The sequence below is a fragment of the Undibacterium paludis genome (assembly GCF_022568815.1).
GTDB lineage: Bacteria > Pseudomonadota > Gammaproteobacteria > Burkholderiales > Burkholderiaceae_D > Undibacterium.
Genome location: NZ_JAKZHX010000009.1, coordinates 26,988 through 49,919 on the forward strand (window position 1 = coordinate 26,988; position 22,932 = coordinate 49,919).

Genomic DNA, 22,932 nt, shown 5'->3' on the forward strand with positions numbered 1-22,932 from the left:
CACATGACATCAGTATTGAGAAATGCAAAATTTACCCGTACTGCCCTCCAGCCTGAATCAACTGGAAACCAACATCATCAAGCTGATGATCGTTCTGTTTGTGGTTTTCTCCCTGTTGCCGTATGGTTTGTCCTGGGACTATACGGGCTCATCGGCCGTTACCATGGAAGGTTCCTTGAGCACCAAGCTGCAATGGGGCAGCCTGTTTTTTCTGGCCACCATCATCCTCTACCGACATTTGCCAGAGACACTGAAAGATATCCGGGCCATGAATCCCTTCCTGGCGCTGGTCCTGATCTGGTGCCTGGCGTCAAGCCTGTGGTCCCCCCTGTCAGCCACCACCTTCAAACGCGCCATACAGTTATATGGGCTGGTCATGATAGGTTTTAGCATACAACTGGCTGCACGCCCATTGCAACTAATCGTCAATTATGTGCTGTACACCTTGACTGGCATGCTGATCTTGTCTTTTTTCATGGCAGTGGCAGTACCTGGCATAGGGATAGATTATGAATTGGGTGGCGCATGGCGCGGCGCCCTGTCGCAAAAAAATGAGCTGGGTCAGGTCGCCGCACTTAGCATTCTGCTATGGCAAATCAAATCCTGCACAGAAACAGTCGGCATCCGCAATCTGGCGCTTGGCTTGCTGTTTTCTTTTTTCATGCTGGTCATGAGCAAAAGCTCCACCAGTATGATTATCACCCTGCTGACAACAGGCATGTTTCATCTGTTACGCAAACGCCATATTTCGTCTTTTTATTCATTGACAAGGGCTTCCCTGGTCGTCTTGTGTCTGTTGACCATGGCCGTATACGTCTTTTTCATGCAGGAATCACGTATGCCTAGCTGGCAAGAGGCTGCCTCACCGATAGCCAGCCTGTTTGGCAAGGGCACCGACCTGACTGGGCGTACCGATATCTGGCAACTGGTCTGGCTGGAAATTAACAAACACTACTTGATAGGCTTGGGCTATGGTGCGTTCTGGCTGGGGCCGGATAGCCTCTCGCAATTCGTAATTGATGCCCTGCACTGGATACCCTTGCAGTCACACAACGGCTATCTGGATATACTTAATGAGCAGGGGCTGATAGGACTGGTCCTGGTCATACTGACCCTGGTGACACAGTTGTGGTTACTGGTGATGTTGTCGCGCCTCGATCGTCAGCAAGCTGCATTTTGGTCCGCCATGCTGGCAGTCGTGGTTATTACCAATTTTACAGAGAGCAGCTTGTTTCGTGGCTTTGTTTTCCAGAATGTGTTTTTTATCTTCAGCCTGATAGCCGTCAGTTGCTCAACACGCAGACTGAAGCAGGCAAGACAGCTATCAAGCCTTGGAAAGGTTTAGCAGACGACGCCCCAATGCTTGAAAAGTCTGCTCTATATATCGGTAAGACAAATGCGACAACAATAATGAACATGCAGTTATCACAAGCAGTCTGATCAAGATATGTGTTTCTGGCAAATACAGTGCGACCAGACCAATCACCAACCAGTGATACAAATACAGAGAATAGCTAATGCGCCCCAGATACACCACGAATGGCAGTTGTAAAAAACTGTTAAGATGATTTTTCGAAAACACCAGTCTGGGAAACATCAGGAACAAAGCGATCCCTTGCAATGAATAGCGTAGCGACTCCCTGAATTCTTCGTTCCTGATAGCCAGACTGAGCAACATGATGCAGGCACCTGCAGTAAAAGCTCGCCAGCCATTCAAGTGCTCAAACAACGTCGTATTACGCGACATGATGACCGACAGACAAACACCGTATAGAATTGAATCGGCCCGGGTATCAGTCGCCGTATAAATCCGGTAATGCGGCAGCTGTGCCAGCCCTGTGCCATACACCAGGTAAATACGCCAGAAAAGGATCAACAGCAGGCCCGAGACCAGAACCATCAAAAACCGTCGTGGCACACCAGCGAACAGCATGAACAAGAAAGGAAATACGAAGTAAAAATGTTCCTCCACTGCCAGTGACCAGGTAATGGCCAACGGTTGTTTGATCAACTCCCCACTGAAGCTGGAATAAATACCATAGTAATTCGCAAAATAGAAAAATACGGAAGCCAGTTCTGTTCCTTTCCAGACATCACCAACCAGTGACATCAGGGTCAGCGACACCCCAACAAACACCAGCAAGGCTGGAGTCAGACGAAACAAACGGCGCCCGTAAAATTGCCGTATGCCTATCTTGCCCTTGACATCCCATTCGGACAACATCAGTCTGGTAATAATGAAGCCACTGATGAAAAAGAAAATGGTAACGCCCAAGCCTCCTGGGACTACATTGCCAAAACCGGCATGAGAGAAAAATACCAGCGCAATGGATAATGCACGCAAACCATCCAGAGCTTGCAAGCGATGATGTTGATGTTCACTCATGATTTGCCTGACGCGCCTGGATTACCGTAAGCATGTGCAGACTTGCCCCAGAAATAACTGAGCTTGCCTGTCTGTGACACAGCAATCCGCAGCCAGGCAAATGCCTTCAATGGCTTGACCGGCAAAACCAGCAAGGCAAAAACCAGCGCCAGGAAAAACTGCACGCATGCGCGAATGCTCAATACCAAACCAGACAGCAGTTTTTTATTTCCAGCCAACATGGCCAGCTCCGTGCGGATGAATAACTGCCCGGTTCTGTAAGACCTTTGCAATAACCACCTGGCTGTTGCCCGTTCTGCAGGAATGAACTCATAAGCAGGAGCCTCATCACACCAGACCATGACAGCCCCCAAACTATCGAGCCGGCGGAACAGCATGGTATCTTCACCACCCGTGGTACCAAAGGCAGGGTCAAACGGCCCTATACCACCCTGCTGACTGGCCGCCAACGATTGCAACATTGAATGCCGTATCAGCACATTGCCGCTGCGGGCATCACGATGATCAATCCGGGTTCCGGTTGACAACCGGCGTCGATCGAAATACCCGCCTTCACGTATCCATGCCGGCGTGGTTTCAGCGTAGTCAGGTATCACCGGGGCAAAGACCACATCAGCATTGTGAGCTTGCTGCACAATCAGCAATTGCTCCAGCCAGTTTGCTACGGGCACCTCGTCATCGTCAATCATGACTATCCACTTGCCGCTGGCTGCGGCAACGGCGGCATTTCGCGCCAGCGAGATATTCGGATTGGCCAGATTTACAGACCGCAGCCGCGAACCAAGTACAGCGCCCATTTCAGCAAGTACCGTAGCTGCAGATTGCTCCGTATCATTATCGACGACCACAACTTCAATACTGACAACAAGCCCCGTCTGCTCCAGCACTGCCTGCAACAAGCGGCGCAACAAGACCGGCCTTTTATAAGTACAGATGCAAATACTCAGATCTGTCATGAGAAATCAGATTTTGCGCCGGAACAAGCCGGAAAAGAAACGAAACAACCACGAAAACGGAGCAAAAGAAGTATTGGCATTGTCGTACTGGTTATAGATAGTTCCCAGCACTTCAACACCAGCAGCCTGCATATCAGCTTTGACATGACGGATATCATCAATATAGGTGTGATCTTTTCTGGCCAGCAGCAGGACACCTGCAGTCTGGTGAGCGACCATTTGTGCATCGGATGCCTGGATGGCGTTATGCGTATCAACGACGAAGGCATCAAACTGCACAGAACAGGATTCCAGCAATTCACGCAAGCGTGGCGCACGCAATATCTCCAGTGGATTCGGTGGCCGCGGGCCAGCTGGCAGCAAATGCAGGTTAGGCATCAGTTGTATCAATGCTTTTTCGACAGCAATGCGCCCGGCCAGCACCGATGAGAGCCCATCCGGCTGCCCGAGTGAAAAATACTCATGCAATGAACCGGTACGCAAGTCGGCGTCAATCAGCAAGGTCCGCTTGCCAACCTGAGACAAGGCGATTGCCAGGCTGGCAGCCATATAGGACTTACCCTCCCCCTGACCCGGACTGACCAACGCAATCTTGATTTTCTCAGCGCTACTGAATTTCAATAACAATTCACTACGCAAACGCCGGATCTCTTCGGCTTCTTTGCTGAAAGGGGAATAAAAAAACTTCAGGGATTGATCAGCACTACCATTGATCAGGTTCTTGCTTGAATAGCCAAACTGCTCCCCCAGGGCAAGGTCAAGCTCGGATTGAGTCAAATACCCCAGGGCCAGGGCAGCATCACCAAAGCGCAGCTTCTTCTCTTTTTGCAGTTGGGCGACCTGCTCAATCTGCTCAGATGTCAGTAAGCCTTTTTGCAAAAACAGTTCACCCAGTCGCCCTATTTTTGATGTCAACGGGACTGGTGCCTCAGCTTCGAGCATACAGATCACCCTGTCCATTCTTGATCAATTTTTCATCAAATCCTAATTTTGCCATCACAGGCTCATCAAATTCACGTTCCAGGTCTTCCAGGCAACGCACTCGCCGGTTCATCAACTCCAGCAGGAAAGCCAGGCCAAATCCCATCACCAAGCCGGCAAGCATGCCAAATACGATGTTGTTACGCATCAGGGGTTTGGCATGTTTTTCCGGCAATTCAGCCCACTGCATAACGGAAGCATTTGAAATTGCAACATTGCTGGTCATCAGCAGTTCATCAAATTTCTGGATGGCTGCGTTATAGATTTTTTGCACACTATCGAGCTGACGCTGGTAAGAACTGATCACATCCCGGTGTTTTTTGTTTTCAAAAGTCTTCTTCTGATAAGTAGCAATCTCTGCCTCGATGACTTTTTCCTGTTGCATCAATCGGGCCTCAGCGGCGCCAAGCATTTCGAATGCAGTGGCCGACTCTCTCTGCAATTTATCCAACAAGGCCTGGCGCTCATCATTGATGGCAATGTATTTGGGATGACGCACACCCAGGGTGATTTTGGCATTGGCCAACTGTGCATCAAGGGAAATCAACGCCGCCTTCAAACCGGAAATGTGCCCAATTCCGGCAATTTCAGGGATGTCCGATTGCAAATTGCCCTCCTTGACCATCTTCTCCAGGGACTGCCGTTTGGCTTGCGCCTCAACTCTTTGCAGTTGCGTATCGACCAGACGGGCACTGAGGGTATTCATCTGTTTGGATTCAATGTCTGACCGTTCATCAACATCGACGATCTGATATTCCTGCTGATAAGCAGTCAGCTTCTTTTGTAACTCATCAATTTGCCTGCTCATTGATTCCAGTTGCGCATTGTATTGGTCGCGCCTGGCCCTCGCCGGGGCATTCATCATCTCCAAAGACAAATCGATGTATGCCTTGACGATGGCGTTAGCAACTTCCTTGGCATGTTTGGGATCGCCTGCAAAATACTGTATTTCAATCACGCGGCTGTTTTTGTGCGGGGAAACTTCGGTGTTGCGGACGATGGATTCGGCCAGCGCGCGGAGTCCGCGCTGCTCGCCATACCTGAGTACCTGTTTCTTGCCTTCGGGACTGGCTTGCAAACCCAGTGCCTGTATCACCCGCTCAGCTACCTGCACACTCTTGATCACATCGAACTGCGTTTGCAAGTAACTCTCGTCCTGCATGGGATGAAATTGCCGACCGCTGATGGGATCATTCATGCGGTAATCAATAAATATATCAGCGGTAGCCACATAGGTTTTCGGTAGTAGCAGACTGGCCACAATTGCACCTGCAACGGAAACGATCGTGACCAGAATGATTAAAACCTGACGTGCACGCAACATTGCGCCTATCTGGCCGAACGAGAGCACCAATTCGCTTGGGGATGTTTTTATCATACGCGTCAGAATATCCGTTCGTTGATAAACACCACATCGCCAGGCATGACCTGATCGCCAATCCCCGCAGATATTTCCCGCAAGGCACCATCCTCCGTTTTACGATGAATGATGATGCGACGTATCGAACCCCTTTCGGTAACCCCGCCCCCTATCGACAAAACCCGCATGACGTTCAAATCATCTTCCATGGGATACATGCCAGGCCGGCGAACTTCGCCATAGACATAAAAGTTCTTGATCTGCGGTACAAACAGGACGTCATTAGGCTGGATTTTTTGCGCCAGCTCCGGTGCCAGCCTGACAGCATCAAGCTCCAGTTTGACAGACGCATATTCATGCAATTCAGATGCGGACTTGCCAGGCACACGGCGCAAAATACGCAAGCTTTTTTCTGCTTTTTGCGAAACACCTCCCGCCAGGCTCAGGGCTTCCAATATGCTGATCTGTCCCTGCAAGGGATAGCGCCCCGGTCGCAACACCTCACCCAGAACTGAAAAAGTCCTGCTAAGTTGTTGCATGACCTTGATCGATACCTTGGGGCTCTTTATGTACTGCCCCTGATCAAGTTTTTTTGCAAAGATAGCGGCAATTTCCGTGGCGGTTTTACCTTTTACTTCCACTGTACCAACAAGGGGTAAAGTGATCACCCCGCTTTCCCCTATGATTACATCAGAAGTCAGGTCAGGCTGACCAAAAACCGTAATCAATAACTGATCACCTTCGCCGATGACGTCACTGTCCGTTTGCTTGACTGATTCATCGGGTATTGCCCCACCCTGCCCTGAGTTAATCATTTGCGTCAATTGCTGACTTTTCACGGCTTGTGGCAATTGCAATAATTGGTTATCAAACTTCAGACCTGATGAAACCGCAGGCGGATTTTCCTGGGCAAACGCCTGGGTGCCAATAAATACCAAAGCCAGCACCGCAGCAAGGCAATTGCGAGCTGAGTTTCTTAAAAAGGTAAAAAAAATAGACCCAATTGTCATCTTGCTTATGGCATTTATAAAAGAACTTCATTTTATATTGCAATAGTGAGAATAGATGCAAATTTTTGTCAGAGCAACAAAAGTCTGCACTGTCCGTCTGATGCCAACCAAATACAGTTACCATTCAATAACAAAAATTAACCTTTTTAACCTTTATTAAATTGTGAGCAACCCAAAGCTCCATTAACATTCAGATAAAAATAAGAAAGCCCATTTATGCAAAACACGCCTGCGCAAACCCAGACAGAGTCTACAAAAGTAGTGCCTTTGGTGGTTATCGCACCGGTGCGTGATGAGGCCGACTTGATCAGACTTACCCTGGATTCCATGGTCGCGCAGACCGTCAAGCCTGTCGAATGGATCATCGTCGATGATGGCTCACAGGATGGCACAGCTGATATCGTCCGCGAATATGCTGAGAAATACTCTTTCATCCGTCTGGTACAACGCCCCGACCGTGGCTTTCGCAAGGTAGGCGGCGGTGTCGTCGCCGCATTCAAATACGGCATTACACAAATAATTCATCAGGATTATGCCTACATCGCCAAACTTGATGGTGACATGTCTTTCGGCCCTCATTATCTGGAATGTATGTTCAAGGAATTTGAGCAAGACGCCAGACTCGCCGCCGTATCAGGCAAGGTCTTTCGAGAAGAAGACGGTAAAAGAATCGAAGAGATCATTATCGACGAACACGTCGCCGGACAATTCAAACTATATCGCCGAGCGGCATTTGAAGAAATCGGCGGCTTTGTAGAAGAAGTCCTGTGGGATGGCATCGATGTACATACCGCCCGCATGAAAGGCTGGACCACCAAAAGCTTCCTGCATCCGGATGCCATACTCATGCATCACCGTCTGATGGGTTCATCAGACAAAAATGTCTATCGTGGCCGCTTGCGCTGGGGACGCGGCATATGGTTCATGGGTTATCACCCTCTGTATGCGCTGGCATCCGGTGTTTTTCGTATGCGCGAAAAACCTTTTGTCATCGGTGGCCTGCTGATCATTGCCGGTTACCTGGGTGCGGCCATCAGACGTGCGCCACGCTACGAGAACCTGGAATTTCGTCAGCACCTGCATCGCTGGCAACTCGGGCAGATCAAGAAGCTCTTGTCCGGAAGAAAAAACTGAAACTATTGACGAATAATTGACGTACAAGATATCAGTCTGACAAAAATCGGAATATTCTGGAGAAGTCCGCAAGCCATGTTCAAAGCCTCACCCGCCTCAAATACATCGCAGTCAGCTCAACTACTGGCCGCCCTCACCGGCATCGCCTTTGGCGCGACCACTTACCTGACGTTGATGGGAATTATTCTGTATTTCAAGCATGCTGACCCCGATATCTTTGGCGTGCGCATGCTGATCGCCTGTCTGAGCAGTATCATCCTGTTTTCCAGTCAGCAACTGCTTGGCACTCTGCAGGAAAAGAATATTTTCTCTGCATTTCCCAGCATCACGGCGCGCTGGTTTGTCGTCTTCATGATAGTACTGTTGAGTGCCTATGTAGATAAAACGGCAGAGCAATTGAGCCGAGCCATCATGCTGGCCTGGCTGGTTATTACTCCTTTCACCCTGACTTTTACCGCGCTCATAGTACGTAGCCTGGCCGTCATCTATTTCTCCAACCCTTCCAGAAGGCGTAAAGCAGTCCTGATCTGGTCCAACTCAGCCTGTGCGGACCTGGTGGAATCCCTGCGTGATACACCACTCGCCGCCATCGATTTTGTCGGCTTCTTTGACAACAGGAACGAATCCAGGCCACCAAGCAATCTTGAAAGACTGGGCGACCTCAGCGACGCGGCAAACTGGATCGTCGATGCAGAAACAGGTCGCGTCAATGTTGACGTCGTGTTTATAGGTCTGAATACCAAAGAACCGCCGGAACTGGCTGAAATCATTGCCATCCTGGAAGACAGCACAGCATCCACTTATTTCGTCCCCGAATCACTGATTTTTGGCATGCCTGGCATACAGTTACGCGAATTGGCTGGGCGTCCGGTACTGGCCTCAACCGAAACCCCCTTTATCGGCCTGGCAGCACTCCCCAAACGTCTGCTAGATCTGTTTGGTTCTGCAGTCGGGCTGGTTGTGCTGTCACCGCTATTGTTGATGATAGCCATCGGAGTTAAACTGGGTTCACCTGGCCCGGTATTTTTCAAACAGAAACGATATGGCATTGCTGGCCGGCCCATCAATGTCTACAAGTTCAGGAGCATGCGCCAGAGCGCACCGGATGCCCCGGTCATTCAAGCAACGGTAGGCGACCCACGCGTGACTCGCTTTGGCCGCTTCCTGCGTCGTTCTTCACTTGATGAATTGCCGCAATTATTCAACGTGCTGAAAGGTGAAATGAGCCTGGTCGGCCCACGTCCCCATGCCATAGAACATAATGAACTGTACCGCAAACTGGTCAGTGGCTATATGTTTCGCCATAAAATCAAACCAGGCATCACCGGCTGGGCTCAGGTCAATGGCCTGCGTGGCGAGACTGAAACCCTGGAGAAAATGGAAGAACGCGTCAACTACGACCTGTATTACATCCAGCACTGGTCTGTCTGGCTAGACCTTGTCATCATCTGGCGTACATTCAAGGTAGTATTGGGAGATAAAAATGCCTACTGACCTGGCGCTTCAATATGCCAACATACTAATCAACACGCCTTATTTCGGCTTGCCAGCATGACGGAGCCCGCGGAGATATTGCCCAAGGGCAGACTGTTTCAAGAGGCGCTTGCCATGGTACAGGCCGGCCTGCATATCTCGCAACCAGGCTGGTGAGCTGATGGCGCCTTCGCACAAGGCATGTGCGCCGGTTGCAAAGCGTAATTTATAAGCCTGGTCGCCCCGCCCCAGGTCTATTGACGTCACACCAAACTGCCCGACATTTTTCGCGCACTGCGCCAGCAATATCAACCCTGGGGAAAATTCTGCATAGTCAGTGCTATACCAGGGGAACCAGTAATGCAGCACATTCTTTGAGCGCATGCCAAAATGAGCTGCAATCAAGGTGTCACCAGCATACAGACTCGATAGCACACCAGCAAATTCCTCTTCCCTGCTAGCCCTGATATCATCAACAACCTGCCTTACCCAGGCCAGCTTGAAAATATCATGTTCTGCACCAACAGTCCGTTGAAACTGCTCGCTTTTGCCGGCCAGCAAAGCCAGATAGTCAGCGTCTGCCGTGCTTTGTAATTCAAAACGCAATTCCCCCATTTTCTTACTGAGTTTGCGCTCGTTGGTAGCAACCTTCTTCAGCAAGGACGCCTCACGCTGCTCAGACAGTCGCTGCGCGTAGGCATCAAACCCCCCTTGCAAGTCAAGGAATGGCGACTGGCTATGCGTCCAGGCATTTTTGTTGAATTCACTCATTCCAGCGGGTACGTGGTTATAGGAGAAATAGCGGCTACCCATCGCACGCAATACCTCTGCCCGACTCCAGTCAATCGAAGGTTCTCCAATTGGTCCCTGATAGTCAGCCAGAAAATCACCGATGGATACGCTATGTCTGGAATCAAGCGCATGAAAAGGCCAGATGCCAAGCTGCCTGCCGGCATCTTCGCACAATAAAATACGTGCGTCAGATCTGGCACGCGCAACGATTCTGGTAAACGCCGGATGATAATACGGGCTGTCGTACATGGCAGAACAGGCACGCAAACCTTCCCACTGCGATACAAGACCCTGATCGAGCTCACTTGCCAATATCAGCCTGAATTTCACTTCGCCATCCCCTCTGGATGGAAATACAACTGCAAATCCTGATGCAGACCTGCCTCTATACTCTGGTCCACAAGCAGGGAAAGCTGGCTTTTGTTTCTGGTATCAAACACGAACAGGCGGTACACATCCGACAAACGCAGACCGGCTGGATTGATCATCATCACCCACAGGTCTGCACCGGTCTCATGTTTGCGTAACCAAAAACGACTTCTGGACGCTGTCGTGTCGACATTGACCCTGGCCACCCACCCCTCCTCCGACATGCGCTCCAGCAAACCTTCAATTTCATCAAGCCCCAGCATGGTTTGCAGGCGTATGGCATTCACATCGACGGCAGCAGATGCCTGCGCCAGACGTGCACTGACCAGTACATGCAAAACACTGACAGCATCTTCAAATGAACTGCCCGGCGTGGGCACATGCCACCAGCGCTCAAACTTCACCACGGGCAAAGCCGCAGCAATGACCGCACCGATCAGGATAATCAGCCATGAAACATAAATCCAGACCAGAAAGATAGGTACCGCAGCCAGCGCACCATAGACAATGGTATAAGTAGGAAACTGGATCACAAAGCTGGCAAATATGCGTTTGGCAATTTCAAAGGCAAGCGCAGCAAACAAGCCGCCCCAGGCAGCATCGCGCCATTCGACTGCACGATTGGGCACCAACAGGTACAGCAGGGTAAATGCGCCTGTAGTAAACAGGATGGAGGTTGCAGTATAGAATACCGCCCCCAGAAACGGCACTGCACCAACCACACCACTGGTTGCCGTAAACAGATAAGAAGTGCTCGATATGGAAACGCCAACCAGTAATGGCCCCAAAGTAACAATTGCCCAATACACGAGCAATCTTTGCAGTGCCGGGCGCGAACGCTTGACTTGCCAGATCTGGTTAAATGCCTTATCTATCATTGCCATGGTGGTGATTGCCGTCACCATCAAGGCCACGCCGCTGATAGCCGATACACGTGTTGCCTTAGTGGCAAATTGCGTCAGGTAACCCAGGATAGTGTTGGAAATCCCCTTGGGCATCAAACTTTGAATAAAATACGCCTCCAGTGAGCTGCGGAAGGTATTAAACAGTGGAAAGGCAGTAAAAATTGCAAATGCCACTGTCAAAATAGGCACCAAGGCCAGCACAGTGGTAAAGGTCAGGCTACCGGCAACTTGGGGCAGGCGTACTTCCTGCAGTCGCTGCAGGGCAAATTTGAAGAGATTGAGTATTTGTTTCCACGACAGACCACGCATAGTTTTTGCAGCTTGAATTTGAATTGCCTCGATTTTAACGAGTAAGCAAGAATAAAGACTTCTATAATACAAGCATGACTACACAAGAAATCACGATTTTAGTTTTATTTTACTCAAGACATGGTAATACCAGAAAATTGGCCGAATTGATCGCCCAGGGTATTGAATCTGTCCCCGGTTGTAACGCCCGCCTGCGTACCGTACCTGCCGTATCCACGGTGACCGAGGCCAGCGCACCGGATGTACCCGCTGAAGGGCCACCTTATGTGGAATTATCCGATCTCAAAGAATGTGCGGGACTGGCCCTGGGCTCCCCTACCCGTTTCGGCAACATGGCGGCGGCAATGAAATATTTCCTTGACGGCACGGCAGCCGAATGGCTGTCCGGCACATTGAGCGGCAAACCGGCCTGTGTGTTTACGTCCACAGGCAGCATGCATGGCGGCCAGGAATCGACTTTGCTGAGCATGATGCTCCCTCTCATGCATCATGGGATGCTGATCCTGGGCCTGCCATACAGCCACCCCGAATTGATGACTACATCGACCGGCGGCAGCCCCTATGGTGCAACACACTGGGCCGGCCAGGATGGTGCGCAAGTGATCTCAGAGGACAGCCGCAAACTGGCGATTGCAGCTGGCAAGCGCCTGGCAGAAATCAGCAAGAAGTTACAGGCAGCAGCATGAGTGACGCAAACAATACACCTAATAAATACTATTTACCGGCCTCTGTCAGCCTGATCGCCCTGGTGTTGCTCTGCATAGCATGGGAATGGTTGCTTGCTCCATTGCGGCCCGGTGGCTCATGGATGGTACTCAAGGCCCTGCCTTTACTGATCCCCTTGCGTGGCATTTTAAAGCGAGACAATTACACCATGCAATGGTCATCAATGCTGATCTGGATTTATTTCACAGAAGGCATAGTCAGGGCTTGCAGTGACCGCGTGCAATTATCCGCCGTATTGGCGGGTGTTGAAATTGTACTGTCACTGGCATTTTTCTTTTCTGTCGTGCTGTACTTGCGTCCATTGAAAAAAGCTGCTAAAGCCCTGACAAAAGCCAGGGCCGCCGACCAGTGATGCCAGCCACATCCAACGACAAGACCCACTGCTTATCCATGAATGTATGAGCAAACATCAACTCGCCAATATTGATTTCCTGGAGGCTTGTACACAGGTAATAGGTCCGGATTTTGTCTTGACTGAAGAATCGGCCAAGCAGGCTTATCTCATGGACTGGCGCAAACGCTACCTTGGCAGAGCCCTTGCAGTGCTGTTACCCAAATCAAGCACGGAAGTTGCCAGCATTGTGCAACTTTGCGTCAGGCACAGGATTGCCTGCGTACCACAAGGCGGCAATACCGGCCTGGTACTGGGCAGTATTCCGGACCAGAGCGGAGCATCTGTGGTCATTTCACTTAAACGCCTGAACCGCATACTGTCCATTGATGCAAGCAATAACACGATCACGGTCGAAGCCGGTTGCCTGCTGGCCGACGTGCAAGTCGCGGCAACAAACCAGCAAAGACTTTTCCCGCTATCGCTGGCGTCGGAAGGCAGTTGCACCATAGGAGGAAACCTGTCAACCAATGCCGGTGGCACTGCCGTGCTACGCTATGGGAACAGCAGGGAGTTATGCCTGGGCCTGGAAGTCGTCACGGCTCAAGGCGAGATATGGAATGGTTTGCGTGGGCTACGCAAGGACAATACTGGTTACGATTTACGCGATTTATTCATCGGTGCAGAAGGCACATTGGGCATCATTACTGCCGCAGTACTCAAATTATTCCCGCAACCGCGAGCAAAGATTACCGCCCTGGTAGCACTGGAAAACACCCAAGCGGCACTCAATCTGTTGCAGCTAAGCCAGCAATCACTGGGAACTACCCTGACGGCTTTTGAATTGATTTCCGACTTCAGTCTGCAATTGGTGCTCAAGCATTTTCCACAATTGCAGAGCCCCTTCGCTGACAAACATCCGTACTACGCTTTACTGGAAATCTCTGATCATGAGTCTGAAGCGCACGCGATAGCATTAATGGAAAAAACGCTGGAAACCGCCCTGACAGAAAACCATATTCTCAATGCCGTTTGTGCCACCTCATTAAATCAGTCCAAAAATCTTTGGCAGTTAAGGGAAAATATTTCTGAAGCACAGGCCAAAGAGGGTAAAAACATCAAACATGATATTTCATTGCCTGCGTCCGAGATTCCACGTTTCATAGAAACCACTGATGCGCAATTGCACAATACATTTGCCGGCTGTCAAATCGTCTGCTTTGGTCATCTGGGTGATGGCAATCTGCACTACAACGTATCAGCGCCAATTGGTTTCAATGATGAGGAGTTCATCTTGCAGCAGCCAGCCATTAACCGACTGGTCCATGATAATGTACATACCCTGAGAGGCTCAATTTCGGCTGAACATGGGCTGGGCATGCTGAAGCGGGAAGAAATCAGGCTATATAAATCCGAACTGGAATTGTCGATGATGCGCGCCATCAAGACAGCACTGGACCCACAAAACCTGATGAACCCTGGCAAACTTTTATAAACGCTGCAACGGGCTGTAGATGAAAGATTGTCAGGCCTGTGCAGATGATACTGAACAGTATCATCTGCACAACATCAATTCTCTAACTGCCTTGGTGTAAATCGACGGGCTTGCGGGCCTGCGGCTTGCGCTCCGGAATTGGGCAAATGAAATACGCTGACTGCCTGGGTCAAAGCCACTGCCTGCTCTTCCATGCTTTCAGCCGCTGCCGCTGCCTGCTCTACCAATGCCGCATTCTGTTGTGTCATTTCATCCATTTGCGTTATCGCCAGGTTCACCTGTTCTATTCCTGAACTTTGTTCCTGGCTCGCTGCCGTGATCTCGCTCATGATGTCGGCAACATGCTGCACACTGGTGACAATTTCATCCATGGTCTTGCCTGCCTCGTCAACCAGCTTGCTGCCCTGGTCTACCTTGTCCACAGAATCACTGATCAGGGATTTGATTTCCTTGGCCGCGCTGGCGCTGCGCTGTGCCAGGTTACGCACTTCTGCCGCCACCACGGCAAATCCCCGGCCCTGCTCCCCTGCCCGAGCTGCCTCTACTGCAGCATTCAAAGCCAGAATATTGGTCTGGAAGGCAATGCCGTCTATCACACCGATAATGTCGACTATCTTGCGTGAGCTTTCCTTGATCGAGCCCATGGTCGTCACCACCTGCCCTACTACTTCTCCACCTTTGACAGCAACACCTGATGCAGATACCACCAGCTGGTTGGCCTGGCGGGCATTGTCAGCATTCTGGCGCACGGTGCTGGTCAGCTCTTCCATGGAACTGGCGGTTTCTTCCAGCGAACCCGCTTGCGATTCCGTCCGGCTCGACAGATCGGCGTTACCAGAGGCAATCTCCTGTGAAGCAACGGTGATGGTTTCAGTTCCCACCTTGATTTTTGAAATTGTCGCCAGCAGATTTTCCTGCATCATTTCCAAGGAATGCATCAGTTCGCCAATTTCATCCGTCCCACTTGCATCGACCGGCTTGCTCAAATCACCGTTGGCAATCTGGTCAGCGACAATGGCTGCGCGTTTGATTGGCAAGGCAATTGTCCGTGCAATCAGCCATGCAGCAACAGAACCAATAGCAATGATCAAGATACCGATCAGCAACATGCTGAGCCTGGCACTCTTGTAATTACTCAACGATTCATCATAAGCCGACTGCATCGCCTTGTGCTGCTGCTGCGCCAGTTCGCTCAGGGAGAGCATCCATTTTTCGTTAGGCGCATTGAATTCTGTCTGCAATACCGAAGCTGCATCGAAATAATTACCCTCGCCAACCAGGCCCTTGATCTTGTTTGCAATTGCGAGTACCTGCCGTTTTTGTTCGACCGAATTCTGCAAAGTTCCTTTACCCTCGGGATCATCAATCAGCTTCTTTGCTATCGCTTCAGATGCATCATAGCCGTCAAGTATCTTTACCAGCTTCTTGGTTTCACGCTCGGCCTCCGCCAGATCGCTGGGCGCAGTCATTTTCTTCAATACCAATGCCAGTGAGCGGCCTTGCTCGCGCATATCAGTTGCCGCATTCAGGCTGACTACCTTGGTATTGAAAATATAATCGGTCGAGCCTTGCAATTGACTCATCCTGAACAAGCTCAGCACCAGTAGAGCAGAAGCAAAGAAAATAACGAGACCAAAACCCGCTGCCAGACGAGCACTAATCTTCAAACGCGACAATTGATTCATACATTTTCCTGAGTATCCGAAACAGATAAAGGGTAGAAATCAGACTGACATGAAAAAGAGAAAATCGCCGGGCATGTTTGCCCTATTTTTACCTTCTCAAACCATCCAATTCTTTATATTTTCAATATGAAAAACTTCAGAAAAACCCTGCTTCAAAATGCAATGAGTAATAGCAATTTGATTATATTCGCATTAAATCCCGATCGAATTCTCTGCACCACAAGAGGTATTGCCTGATCAGAGTATAGCCTGAAAGACAGGGCCAGCACATGTGGCAATGATGGCGAATTGCAACATCGGTTTGAAATGTTTGAAATGACAGAGTGGGCTATGTATTCATAGATTCGGCAGACTTGAACGAAGTGGTGGGAATTGCCTGGCCATCGTCGAAACACAACAAGCGCTCAGGCCATTGCAAAGCAGCCAACTTGCAATCCGACTCAGGAAAATCCTGGCTCTTTCTCGCAGCCCAACGCCCGCCAACAGAAAAGTCCACACAATACACATTGTGATGCCTGCCATGCCATGTCAGCGGCGAGGTATTCTCAAACAAATCCTCTCCACCTTTACCAACATGGGGGCGATCGAATGAGTGGAAACGACGCCAGTAATGTCCAACAACGACAGGGACCTGCTCATCATAATCTTTCCACCACTGCACTCGTCCCACAAAACGCCATTTGCCACCCGAATAGAATGGTGTATGCCATTTGCATTCGACACCAGAAGTCAGAACACGCAAAGGATTGTGCATTTGCATCAGCACATCGCTGGCGGCATGGGCATGCATAAAGAATGGCTGATGATCTGGGTCTTCCAGGCCCGGCTGATGTGCCATCAACTCTGCCTGCATCGGCGCTTTCAACTCCTGAGCCAATCGATGTGTATCAGCATCCCATCGGTGATCATTTTCCAGGACACTGCCTATAGGTAAATGACGTATTTGCTCCACGTACTCTGGTATCCAGGCAGCATGGACCACCCGCAAGTCGTCCCTTTCCAGTGCTATCGGCAAAGACATCAGAAAAGCAACTGTGTCTGCTTTTCTTGAAGCATCAAGTCGTTTGAAAGGTGCATACTTTGGCTCATCCCACGCCACTCTCTCATCAAAAAACCAGCCTGCACCGTCTTTTGCGCTGCCGCGCAAAAGATTCATTTCATGATTTCCCAATACCGCCACAGCCCGACTCGCACGAACCAAACGTTCAACCAGCGCCAATACGGCAGGACAATCCGGCCCACGGTCGCAGAAATCCCCGACAAAGACCAGGCTGCGGCCATCCTTGTGTCCACCGTCTGCATCGTAACCAAGATGCCCCAGCAAATTGCAAAGGGCGTCATATTCACCATGAATATCACCAATAATATCGAGTTGCCCCGACGGAAGCTTTTGAATCAGACTCATCACTCTCCTTCTATCTGGCTCTTATCACACAACTTTGCATCACAAAGTCCAAAGTTTGTGCTGCAACAGAGTCATTTCAAAAAAACACATATCGAATCAATTTGATCTCATCATCACTATAGCATCAAATTGATTCGATGGTAGAATGTTTTCAAGCACAACTTGCCACCCTATATCAATGATGCATTTACATACCCTGCCAGTTGCCCAGCGTGAACGCCTGGCTTATATAGAGTTTCAATTGTGGTTTCTGGGGACAGTAACACGCAAGGATGTAATGGAGCGCTTTGGCATAGCTTCAGCAGCTGGCACACGTGACCTGGTCCTATACCGGGAACTGGCACCTGGCAATATGGCGTATGAAGGGAAAATGTATCACTACAGGGACAGCTTCCAGCCACTCTTCCAGCATCAGGCAGACAGGGTTTTGTCTGCTCTCTGCTCCGGCTTTGGCGATGGTGAACGTGGCACAGGAGAAGCGCTTTTACAGCACGATATTCCAAGTCGCCTGAATCAACCTGCACTGCGGGAGTTAGCCAAGGTAACCCGGGCCATACGCAACGAATACCCACTCAGGCTCACCTATCACTCCATGAAAACCGGTCCATCTCACAGAGAAATTGTTCCGCTGGCACTGGTGGATTCCGGCTTGCGCTGGCATGTACGGGCCTACGACAGAAGCAAAGGCGAATTCCGGGATCTGGTGCTGACGCGCATGGATAACATCATCGACATCCGGCAAGGCGATCAAAACCATGTAGTACAGCCGCATGAACGCCTGACCGCAGATGAACAGTGGCAACGCATCATTTGCATTGAGCTGCAAGCTCACCCCTCGCACCCGCATCCGGAATCCATCATGCGCGACTATGGCATGCAAAACGGCAAGCTCCAAATCAAGCTGCGGGCAGCCATCGCCGGTTATGTTTTGCGTCTATGGCAAGTCGATTGCTCAAGGGATAGCAAGCTTGGTGAAGTCAGCTCCAGATTGAGGCTGGCCGACGTGAGTGTGCTTGACAATGTAAAAAATGCGGTATTGGCACCTGGCTATCAAGAAACGAAGAGCCATCAGAATTGAGAGTCCTGAAACGAAAAAGCCCAGAATTATAATCTGGGCTAAGTCTTTGAATCTATTGGCCTGCCCAGTAGGAATCGAACCTACGACCCCGAGCTTAGAAGGCTCGTGCTCTATCCAACTGAGCTATGGACAGTCTTGTGAGTGGCTAGCAAAACTGACGTTTGGCAGCCCAAAAACTGAAGGCTGAATAGTACATGGTATCGCGACCAGATTCAAGAATGAAACAGTATCTGGCAAGGATTTTTCTTAAGTTGCAGCAGGAATGCAATCGGCCAGCCGACGCGCAGTTGCAGCAGCCAGATCACCATCTTCCGCCTCAACCATGACGCGTATTAACGGCTCCGTGCCTGATGCTCGTATCAGGACGCGGCCACTTCCATTCAATTTCATCTCTGCCTTTTGCAACTCGGCGGTCAGCTTGTCATTCTTCTGCCATTCAAAGCCAGCCGGCACCCTGACATTGATCAAGGTTTGCGGAAAAAGCTCAAGTTTGTCGAAACATTGCTCCAGGCTTTTGCCATTGCGCCTCAGGGCGGAAAGCACTTGCAGGGCGGAAACGATACCATCGCCAGTCGTATGCTTGTCGAGGCACAGGAGATGGCCGGAGCCCTCTCCCCCGAGCAACCAGCCGCGCTCCTGCATCTGTTCCAGTACATAGCGGTCACCGACCTTTGCACGGGCAAAACCTACTCCCATTTTTTTGAATGCAACTTCGACGGCCATATTCGTCATCAGCGTGCCCACGACTCCCTGCACCGGCCCCAGGGCCATACGGTCAAGTACCATCAGGTACAACAACTGATCACCATTATAGATTTTGCCGTGCCTGTCGACCATCAACAGACGATCAGCGTCACCATCGAGGGCAATACCCAGATCTGCATGATTGGCGCGTACTGCCAGTGACAGCGCATCAGGTGATGTCGCACCAACTCTATCATTGATATTGAGACCGTTCGGTTGATTACCGATGGCAATGACATCAGCCCCCAACTCGTGGAACACATGGGGGGCGATGTCATAAGCAGCGCCATGAGCACAGTCGACCACGATCTTCAGGCCGCGCAAATCCAGCTCTGCAGGGAAAGTGCTTTTGCAAAATTCAATATAACGGCCATTGGCATCACTCAAGCGGCGTGCCTTGCCTAACTTCTCCGAGCTCACGCATTGCATGGGACGCTCCAGTTCAGCTTCGATAGCCAGCTCAACTTCGTCGGCCAGCTTGTTGCCGTTCGCCGAAAAAAACTTGATGCCATTATCATCAAATGGATTATGCGAGGCAGAAATAACAACGCCTGCAGACAAGCGCAGTGCACGGGTCAGATAAGCGACTGCCGGCGTCGGCGCCGGGCCAGAGAGCATGACATCCACACCTGCGGCAGCAAAGCCGGCTTCCAGTGAAGCTTCCAGCAAATAACCTGAGATGCGCGTATCCTTGCCTATCAGAACCGTAGGACGAACGTCACCGGTGACATTGGCTTGCGCCAGTACCTTGCCTGCAGCAAAACCCAGGCGCATGACAAAATCAGGTGTAATTGGTGCAACGCCAACTTTGCCACGGATACCATCGGTACCAAAATATTTTCTACTCATTTTACTCTTGCTCATTCATTGGAATATGTCCCGGATGCAACTAAAGCATCCCAGACTTTATATGCATCGACAGTTTCAGCAACGTCGTGCACACGGATGATATTTGCACCACACTGTTTTGCAGCAAGTGCTGCGGCCAAACTGCCGGCCAGACGTGCCGACGTGGGGCGTCCAGTCAGGCCACCTATCATTGATTTTCGCGAAACACCAACCAGCAAGGGTAAATTCAACTCAGCCAGAAAATCAGGCAAATGGTGAAACATGGCCACATTATGCTCCAGGGTCTTGCCAAAGCCAAAGCCAGGATCCAGGCAAATTCGTTCAGTTGCCACACCTGCCGCCGCCAGCGCTGATACACGCTGCTGTAAAAAATAACCCACGTCCAGATTGACGTCAGCGTATTCAGGATTCATCTGCATATTGAGCGGATTGTTTTGCATGTGCATCACACATAATCCAGCATCACTGCTTTGCACCACAGCGATCGCATCTTCAGTAGCAAAACCCCGGATGTCGTTAATCATGTCTGCGCCTGCCAGAAGGGCTTCACGCATGACTTGCGGTTTATAGGTATCAATGGACAAAGGTTTGCCGCAATCACGCAAGGCATAGATGACTGGCATGATACGGTCCAGTTCTTCCATCAGCGATAAAGGTGCAGAACCAGGACGGCTTGATTCACCGCCTATGTCGATGATGTCAACACCATCTTCTATCATCTGCTCTGCACGTGCAATGGCGCTTTCCAGATGCAGGAATTTACCGCCGTCAGAAAATGAATCTGGCGTGATATTCAGGATGCCCATCACCAGGGTTCTGGATTGTTTCCCATGCAAAGGAAAACGATAACGACCGCATTGAAAGTATTTCATTTTAAAAAAAACGAAGGGTGAGGAATTACCCCACCCTTATAAAAACAATTCAAGATACTCGAGAATTAATTATCAGCAACTCAGGCTGGAGCAGTTGCACTAGGAGATACGCCACCAGAAGACTTATCTGACGGAGACCGGTTAGTTGCCTGACTTTGTTTTGGCGGACGTGGATCCACTCCGTTCATGATGTCACTCACCTGATCTGCATCAATGGTTTCCCAATCCAGTAAAGCCTTGGTCATAATTTCAACCTTGTCACGATTTTCTTCCAGAAGCTTGCGCGCCAAAGCATATTGTGCATCCAGGATATTACGGATTTCGGCGTCCACTTTTTGCTGAGTCACTTCAGAAATAGTTTTTGAAGAGCCGCCAAAATAACCGTCATTCTGATTGTCTTCATACACCATGACACCCATGCTGTCAGACATACCCCATCGGGTGACCATCGCCCTGGCGAGTTTGGTCGCATGAGAAAAGTCGCTTTCCGCACCTGATGACATTTGACCAACGAAGATTTCTTCAGCTATCCGACCACCAAACAACATCGAAATCTTTTCCAGCATTTTATCCTTGTACAAACTCACAGCATCGTGCTCAGGCAGAGACAAGGTAACACCCAAAGCAGATCCACGCGGCATGATGGTCACTTTATGCACTGGGTCAGACGTAGGCAGCAATTTGGCCACTACAGCATGACCAGATTCATGATAAGCGGTCGCTCTACGCTCTTCTTCACGCATCACCATGGACCGACGCTCGGGGCCCATATAAATTTTATCTTTAGCATCTTCAAAATCGATCATTTCGACCAAACGCTTATTGCGTCTCGCCGCAAACAAAGCCGATTCATTGACCAGATTAGCCAAATCAGCACCAGAAAAACCTGGCGTACCGCGTGCCAAAATGTCTGCTTTTACATCAGCAGAGATCGGAACCTTGCGCATATGGACGTTAAGGATTTGCTCACGCCCACGAACATCTGGCAAACTAACGGAAACCTGACGGTCAAAACGGCCCGGACGCAGCAAGGCCTTGTCGAGAACATCCGCACGGTTAGTCGCTGCTATGACGATAACGCCAGAATTCGCTTCAAAGCCATCCATCTCAACCAGCATCTGATTCAGTGTCTGTTCACGCTCATCATTGCCGCCACCCATACCGGCGCCACGATGGCGGCCAACAGCATCAATCTCATCGATAAAGATAATGCAAGGGGAATGTTTCTTGGCATTCTCAAACATGTCACGAACGCGGGAAGCACCGACACCGACGAACATTTCAACGAAATCAGAACCAGAAATTGTAAAGAACGGGACTTTTGCCTCACCGGCAATTGCACGCGCCAACAAGGTTTTACCTGTGCCAGGCGGACCAACCATCAAGACGCCACGAGGAATACGACCACCGAGTTTCTGGAACTTGGTAGGGTCACGCAAGAAATCAACAATTTCGCTGACCTCCTCCTTGGCTTCGTCGCAACCTGCAACATCAGCAAAAGTGACATTATTATTTGTATCATCAAGCATTCTGGCTTTGGACTTACCGAAAGAAAAAGCCCCGCCCTTACCGCCGCCCTGCATCTGGCGCATGAAGAAAATCCAGACACCGATCAGTAACAGCATCGGGAACCAGGAAATAAATACTTGTTGCAGGAAAGACTGCTCTTCAGGCTGCTTGACATCAAACTTGACGCCACTGTCCACCAGATCACGAATCAAGCCTTTGTCGAGGACGGTAATCTGGGACTTGACTTTCTTGCCTTCAGAATTGGTCGCAACAATGGTGCGATTGGCCTCATCAATTGTTGCTTCCTTGATGTGCCTGGATTTAACTTCGTCCAGGAACTCAGAATACGGAATTGGTGCGGCACTCGAGCCGATACCTTTCGTGCCAAACTCTTTAAACAACATAAAGAGCACCAGGGCAACAACTACCCAAATGGCAGCTTTTGAAAACATATTATTCACGAGAACTCCTTGAACGCAAGACGCGCCATTTGATACTGTAAACGTTCATTCTACCCCCATTGGGTAGAGCTTGCTAGCCAGCATATGTTGGCAATATTGATG

19 protein-coding genes and 1 tRNA gene are annotated in these 22,932 nt (G+C 50.1%); 7 read left to right on the forward strand and 13 right to left on the reverse strand.

Annotation, left to right across the window (positions count from 1 at the left end):
* Positions 1 to 22: 22 nt before the first annotated feature.
* Positions 23 to 1,345, forward strand: coding sequence for an O-antigen ligase family protein (locus LZ463_RS15910; RefSeq protein WP_241456810.1), 1,323 nt, complete (start codon positions 23 to 25; stop codon positions 1,343 to 1,345).
* Here the strand turns inward: LZ463_RS15910 and LZ463_RS15915 are convergent.
* The 5 genes from LZ463_RS15915 to LZ463_RS15935 are packed head-to-tail and all read right to left on the reverse strand — an operon-like array spanning position 1,325 to position 6,630.
* Positions 1,325 to 2,386 (reverse strand): acyltransferase family protein, encoded by a 1,062-nt coding sequence (locus LZ463_RS15915; protein ID WP_241456811.1) that lies wholly within the window; start codon positions 2,384 to 2,386, stop codon positions 1,325 to 1,327. The genes LZ463_RS15910 and LZ463_RS15915 overlap by 21 nt on opposite strands.
* Positions 2,383 to 3,342, reverse strand: coding sequence for a glycosyltransferase family 2 protein (locus LZ463_RS15920; RefSeq protein WP_241456812.1), 960 nt, complete (start codon positions 3,340 to 3,342; stop codon positions 2,383 to 2,385). The genes LZ463_RS15915 and LZ463_RS15920 overlap by 4 nt, the downstream gene beginning before the upstream one ends.
* A 6-nt stretch (positions 3,343 to 3,348) precedes the next feature.
* Complete coding sequence (locus LZ463_RS15925) at positions 3,349 to 4,284, reverse strand: polysaccharide biosynthesis tyrosine autokinase (RefSeq protein WP_241456813.1); 936 nt, start codon at positions 4,282 to 4,284, stop codon at positions 3,349 to 3,351.
* Positions 4,271 to 5,701: a Wzz/FepE/Etk N-terminal domain-containing protein gene (locus LZ463_RS15930; protein ID WP_241456814.1), complete on the reverse strand. Its 1,431-nt coding sequence runs from the start codon at positions 5,699 to 5,701 to the stop codon at positions 4,271 to 4,273. Before LZ463_RS15930 ends, LZ463_RS15925 begins: the two co-directional genes overlap by 14 nt.
* Positions 5,702 to 5,706: 5 nt before the next feature.
* A complete protein-coding gene (locus tag LZ463_RS15935; protein ID WP_241456815.1) occupies positions 5,707 to 6,630 on the reverse strand; it encodes a polysaccharide biosynthesis/export family protein in 924 nt (307 codons plus the stop codon).
* A gap of 279 nt (positions 6,631 to 6,909) precedes the next feature.
* Here LZ463_RS15935 and LZ463_RS15940 point away from each other — a divergent pair, with 279 nt between their 5' ends.
* Together LZ463_RS15940 and LZ463_RS15945 are read left to right on the forward strand one after the other, a co-directional pair.
* Entirely contained in the window at positions 6,910 to 7,827 is a 918-nt protein-coding gene (locus LZ463_RS15940; protein ID WP_241456816.1) for a glycosyltransferase family 2 protein, read from the forward strand.
* Between the two features lie 75 nt (positions 7,828 to 7,902).
* Positions 7,903 to 9,321, forward strand: a complete 1,419-nt coding sequence (locus tag LZ463_RS15945) for an undecaprenyl-phosphate glucose phosphotransferase (protein ID WP_241456817.1) — start codon at positions 7,903 to 7,905, stop codon at positions 9,319 to 9,321.
* A 39-nt stretch (positions 9,322 to 9,360) separates the two neighbouring features.
* On the opposite strand, the gene LZ463_RS15950 is transcribed toward LZ463_RS15945, so the two are convergent.
* Both LZ463_RS15950 and LZ463_RS15955 read right to left on the reverse strand, forming a co-directional pair.
* Positions 9,361 to 10,422, reverse strand: a complete 1,062-nt coding sequence (locus LZ463_RS15950; RefSeq protein ID WP_241456818.1) for a GNAT family N-acetyltransferase — start codon at positions 10,420 to 10,422, stop codon at positions 9,361 to 9,363.
* A complete protein-coding gene (locus LZ463_RS15955) occupies positions 10,419 to 11,675 on the reverse strand; it encodes a YihY family inner membrane protein (protein WP_347176274.1) in 1,257 nt (418 codons plus the stop codon). Before LZ463_RS15955 ends, LZ463_RS15950 begins: the two co-directional genes overlap by 4 nt.
* Before the next feature lie 74 nt (positions 11,676 to 11,749).
* Between LZ463_RS15955 and wrbA the strand changes: the two genes are divergently transcribed.
* The 3 genes from wrbA to LZ463_RS15970 are packed head-to-tail and all read left to right on the forward strand — an operon-like array spanning position 11,750 to position 14,227.
* Positions 11,750 to 12,361: an NAD(P)H:quinone oxidoreductase gene (wrbA, locus tag LZ463_RS15960; protein ID WP_241456819.1), complete on the forward strand. Its 612-nt coding sequence runs from the start codon at positions 11,750 to 11,752 to the stop codon at positions 12,359 to 12,361.
* Positions 12,358 to 12,753, forward strand: coding sequence for a DUF2069 domain-containing protein (locus LZ463_RS15965; RefSeq protein WP_241456820.1), 396 nt, complete (start codon positions 12,358 to 12,360; stop codon positions 12,751 to 12,753). Before wrbA ends, LZ463_RS15965 begins: the two co-directional genes overlap by 4 nt.
* Positions 12,754 to 12,799: 46 nt before the next feature.
* Entirely contained in the window at positions 12,800 to 14,227 is a 1,428-nt protein-coding gene (locus LZ463_RS15970) for an FAD-binding oxidoreductase (protein WP_241456821.1), read from the forward strand.
* Positions 14,228 to 14,301: 74 nt separating this feature from the next.
* Here LZ463_RS15970 and LZ463_RS15975 read toward each other — a convergent pair whose 3' ends face one another.
* Both LZ463_RS15975 and LZ463_RS15980 read right to left on the reverse strand, forming a co-directional pair.
* Entirely contained in the window at positions 14,302 to 15,912 is a 1,611-nt protein-coding gene (locus LZ463_RS15975; RefSeq protein ID WP_241456822.1) for a methyl-accepting chemotaxis protein, read from the reverse strand.
* 328 nt (positions 15,913 to 16,240) lie between these two features.
* Entirely contained in the window at positions 16,241 to 17,317 is a 1,077-nt protein-coding gene (locus LZ463_RS15980; RefSeq protein ID WP_241456823.1) for a metallophosphoesterase, read from the reverse strand.
* 178 nt (positions 17,318 to 17,495) lie between these two features.
* On the opposite strand from LZ463_RS15980, the gene LZ463_RS15985 reads away from it, so the two are divergent.
* The gene (locus LZ463_RS15985; protein ID WP_241456824.1) at positions 17,496 to 18,395 is read left to right on the forward strand and encodes a helix-turn-helix transcriptional regulator; all 900 of its coding nucleotides are present in this window, start codon (positions 17,496 to 17,498) and stop codon (positions 18,393 to 18,395) included.
* A 56-nt stretch (positions 18,396 to 18,451) separates the two neighbouring features.
* Here the strand turns inward: LZ463_RS15985 and LZ463_RS15990 are convergent.
* The 4 genes from LZ463_RS15990 to ftsH all read right to left on the reverse strand — a co-directional run bounded on the left by LZ463_RS15990 (position 18,452) and on the right by ftsH (position 22,830).
* Positions 18,452 to 18,528, reverse strand: a tRNA-Arg gene (locus tag LZ463_RS15990).
* 113 nt (positions 18,529 to 18,641) lie between these two features.
* The gene (gene glmM / locus LZ463_RS15995) at positions 18,642 to 19,988 is read right to left on the reverse strand and encodes a phosphoglucosamine mutase (protein ID WP_241456825.1); all 1,347 of its coding nucleotides are present in this window, start codon (positions 19,986 to 19,988) and stop codon (positions 18,642 to 18,644) included.
* Between the two features lie 11 nt (positions 19,989 to 19,999).
* Entirely contained in the window at positions 20,000 to 20,794 is a 795-nt protein-coding gene (folP, locus tag LZ463_RS16000) for a dihydropteroate synthase (protein WP_241456826.1), read from the reverse strand.
* A gap of 146 nt (positions 20,795 to 20,940) precedes the next feature.
* Positions 20,941 to 22,830: an ATP-dependent zinc metalloprotease FtsH gene (gene ftsH / locus LZ463_RS16005; RefSeq protein ID WP_241456827.1), complete on the reverse strand. Its 1,890-nt coding sequence runs from the start codon at positions 22,828 to 22,830 to the stop codon at positions 20,941 to 20,943.
* Positions 22,831 to 22,932: the final 102 nt, after the last annotated feature.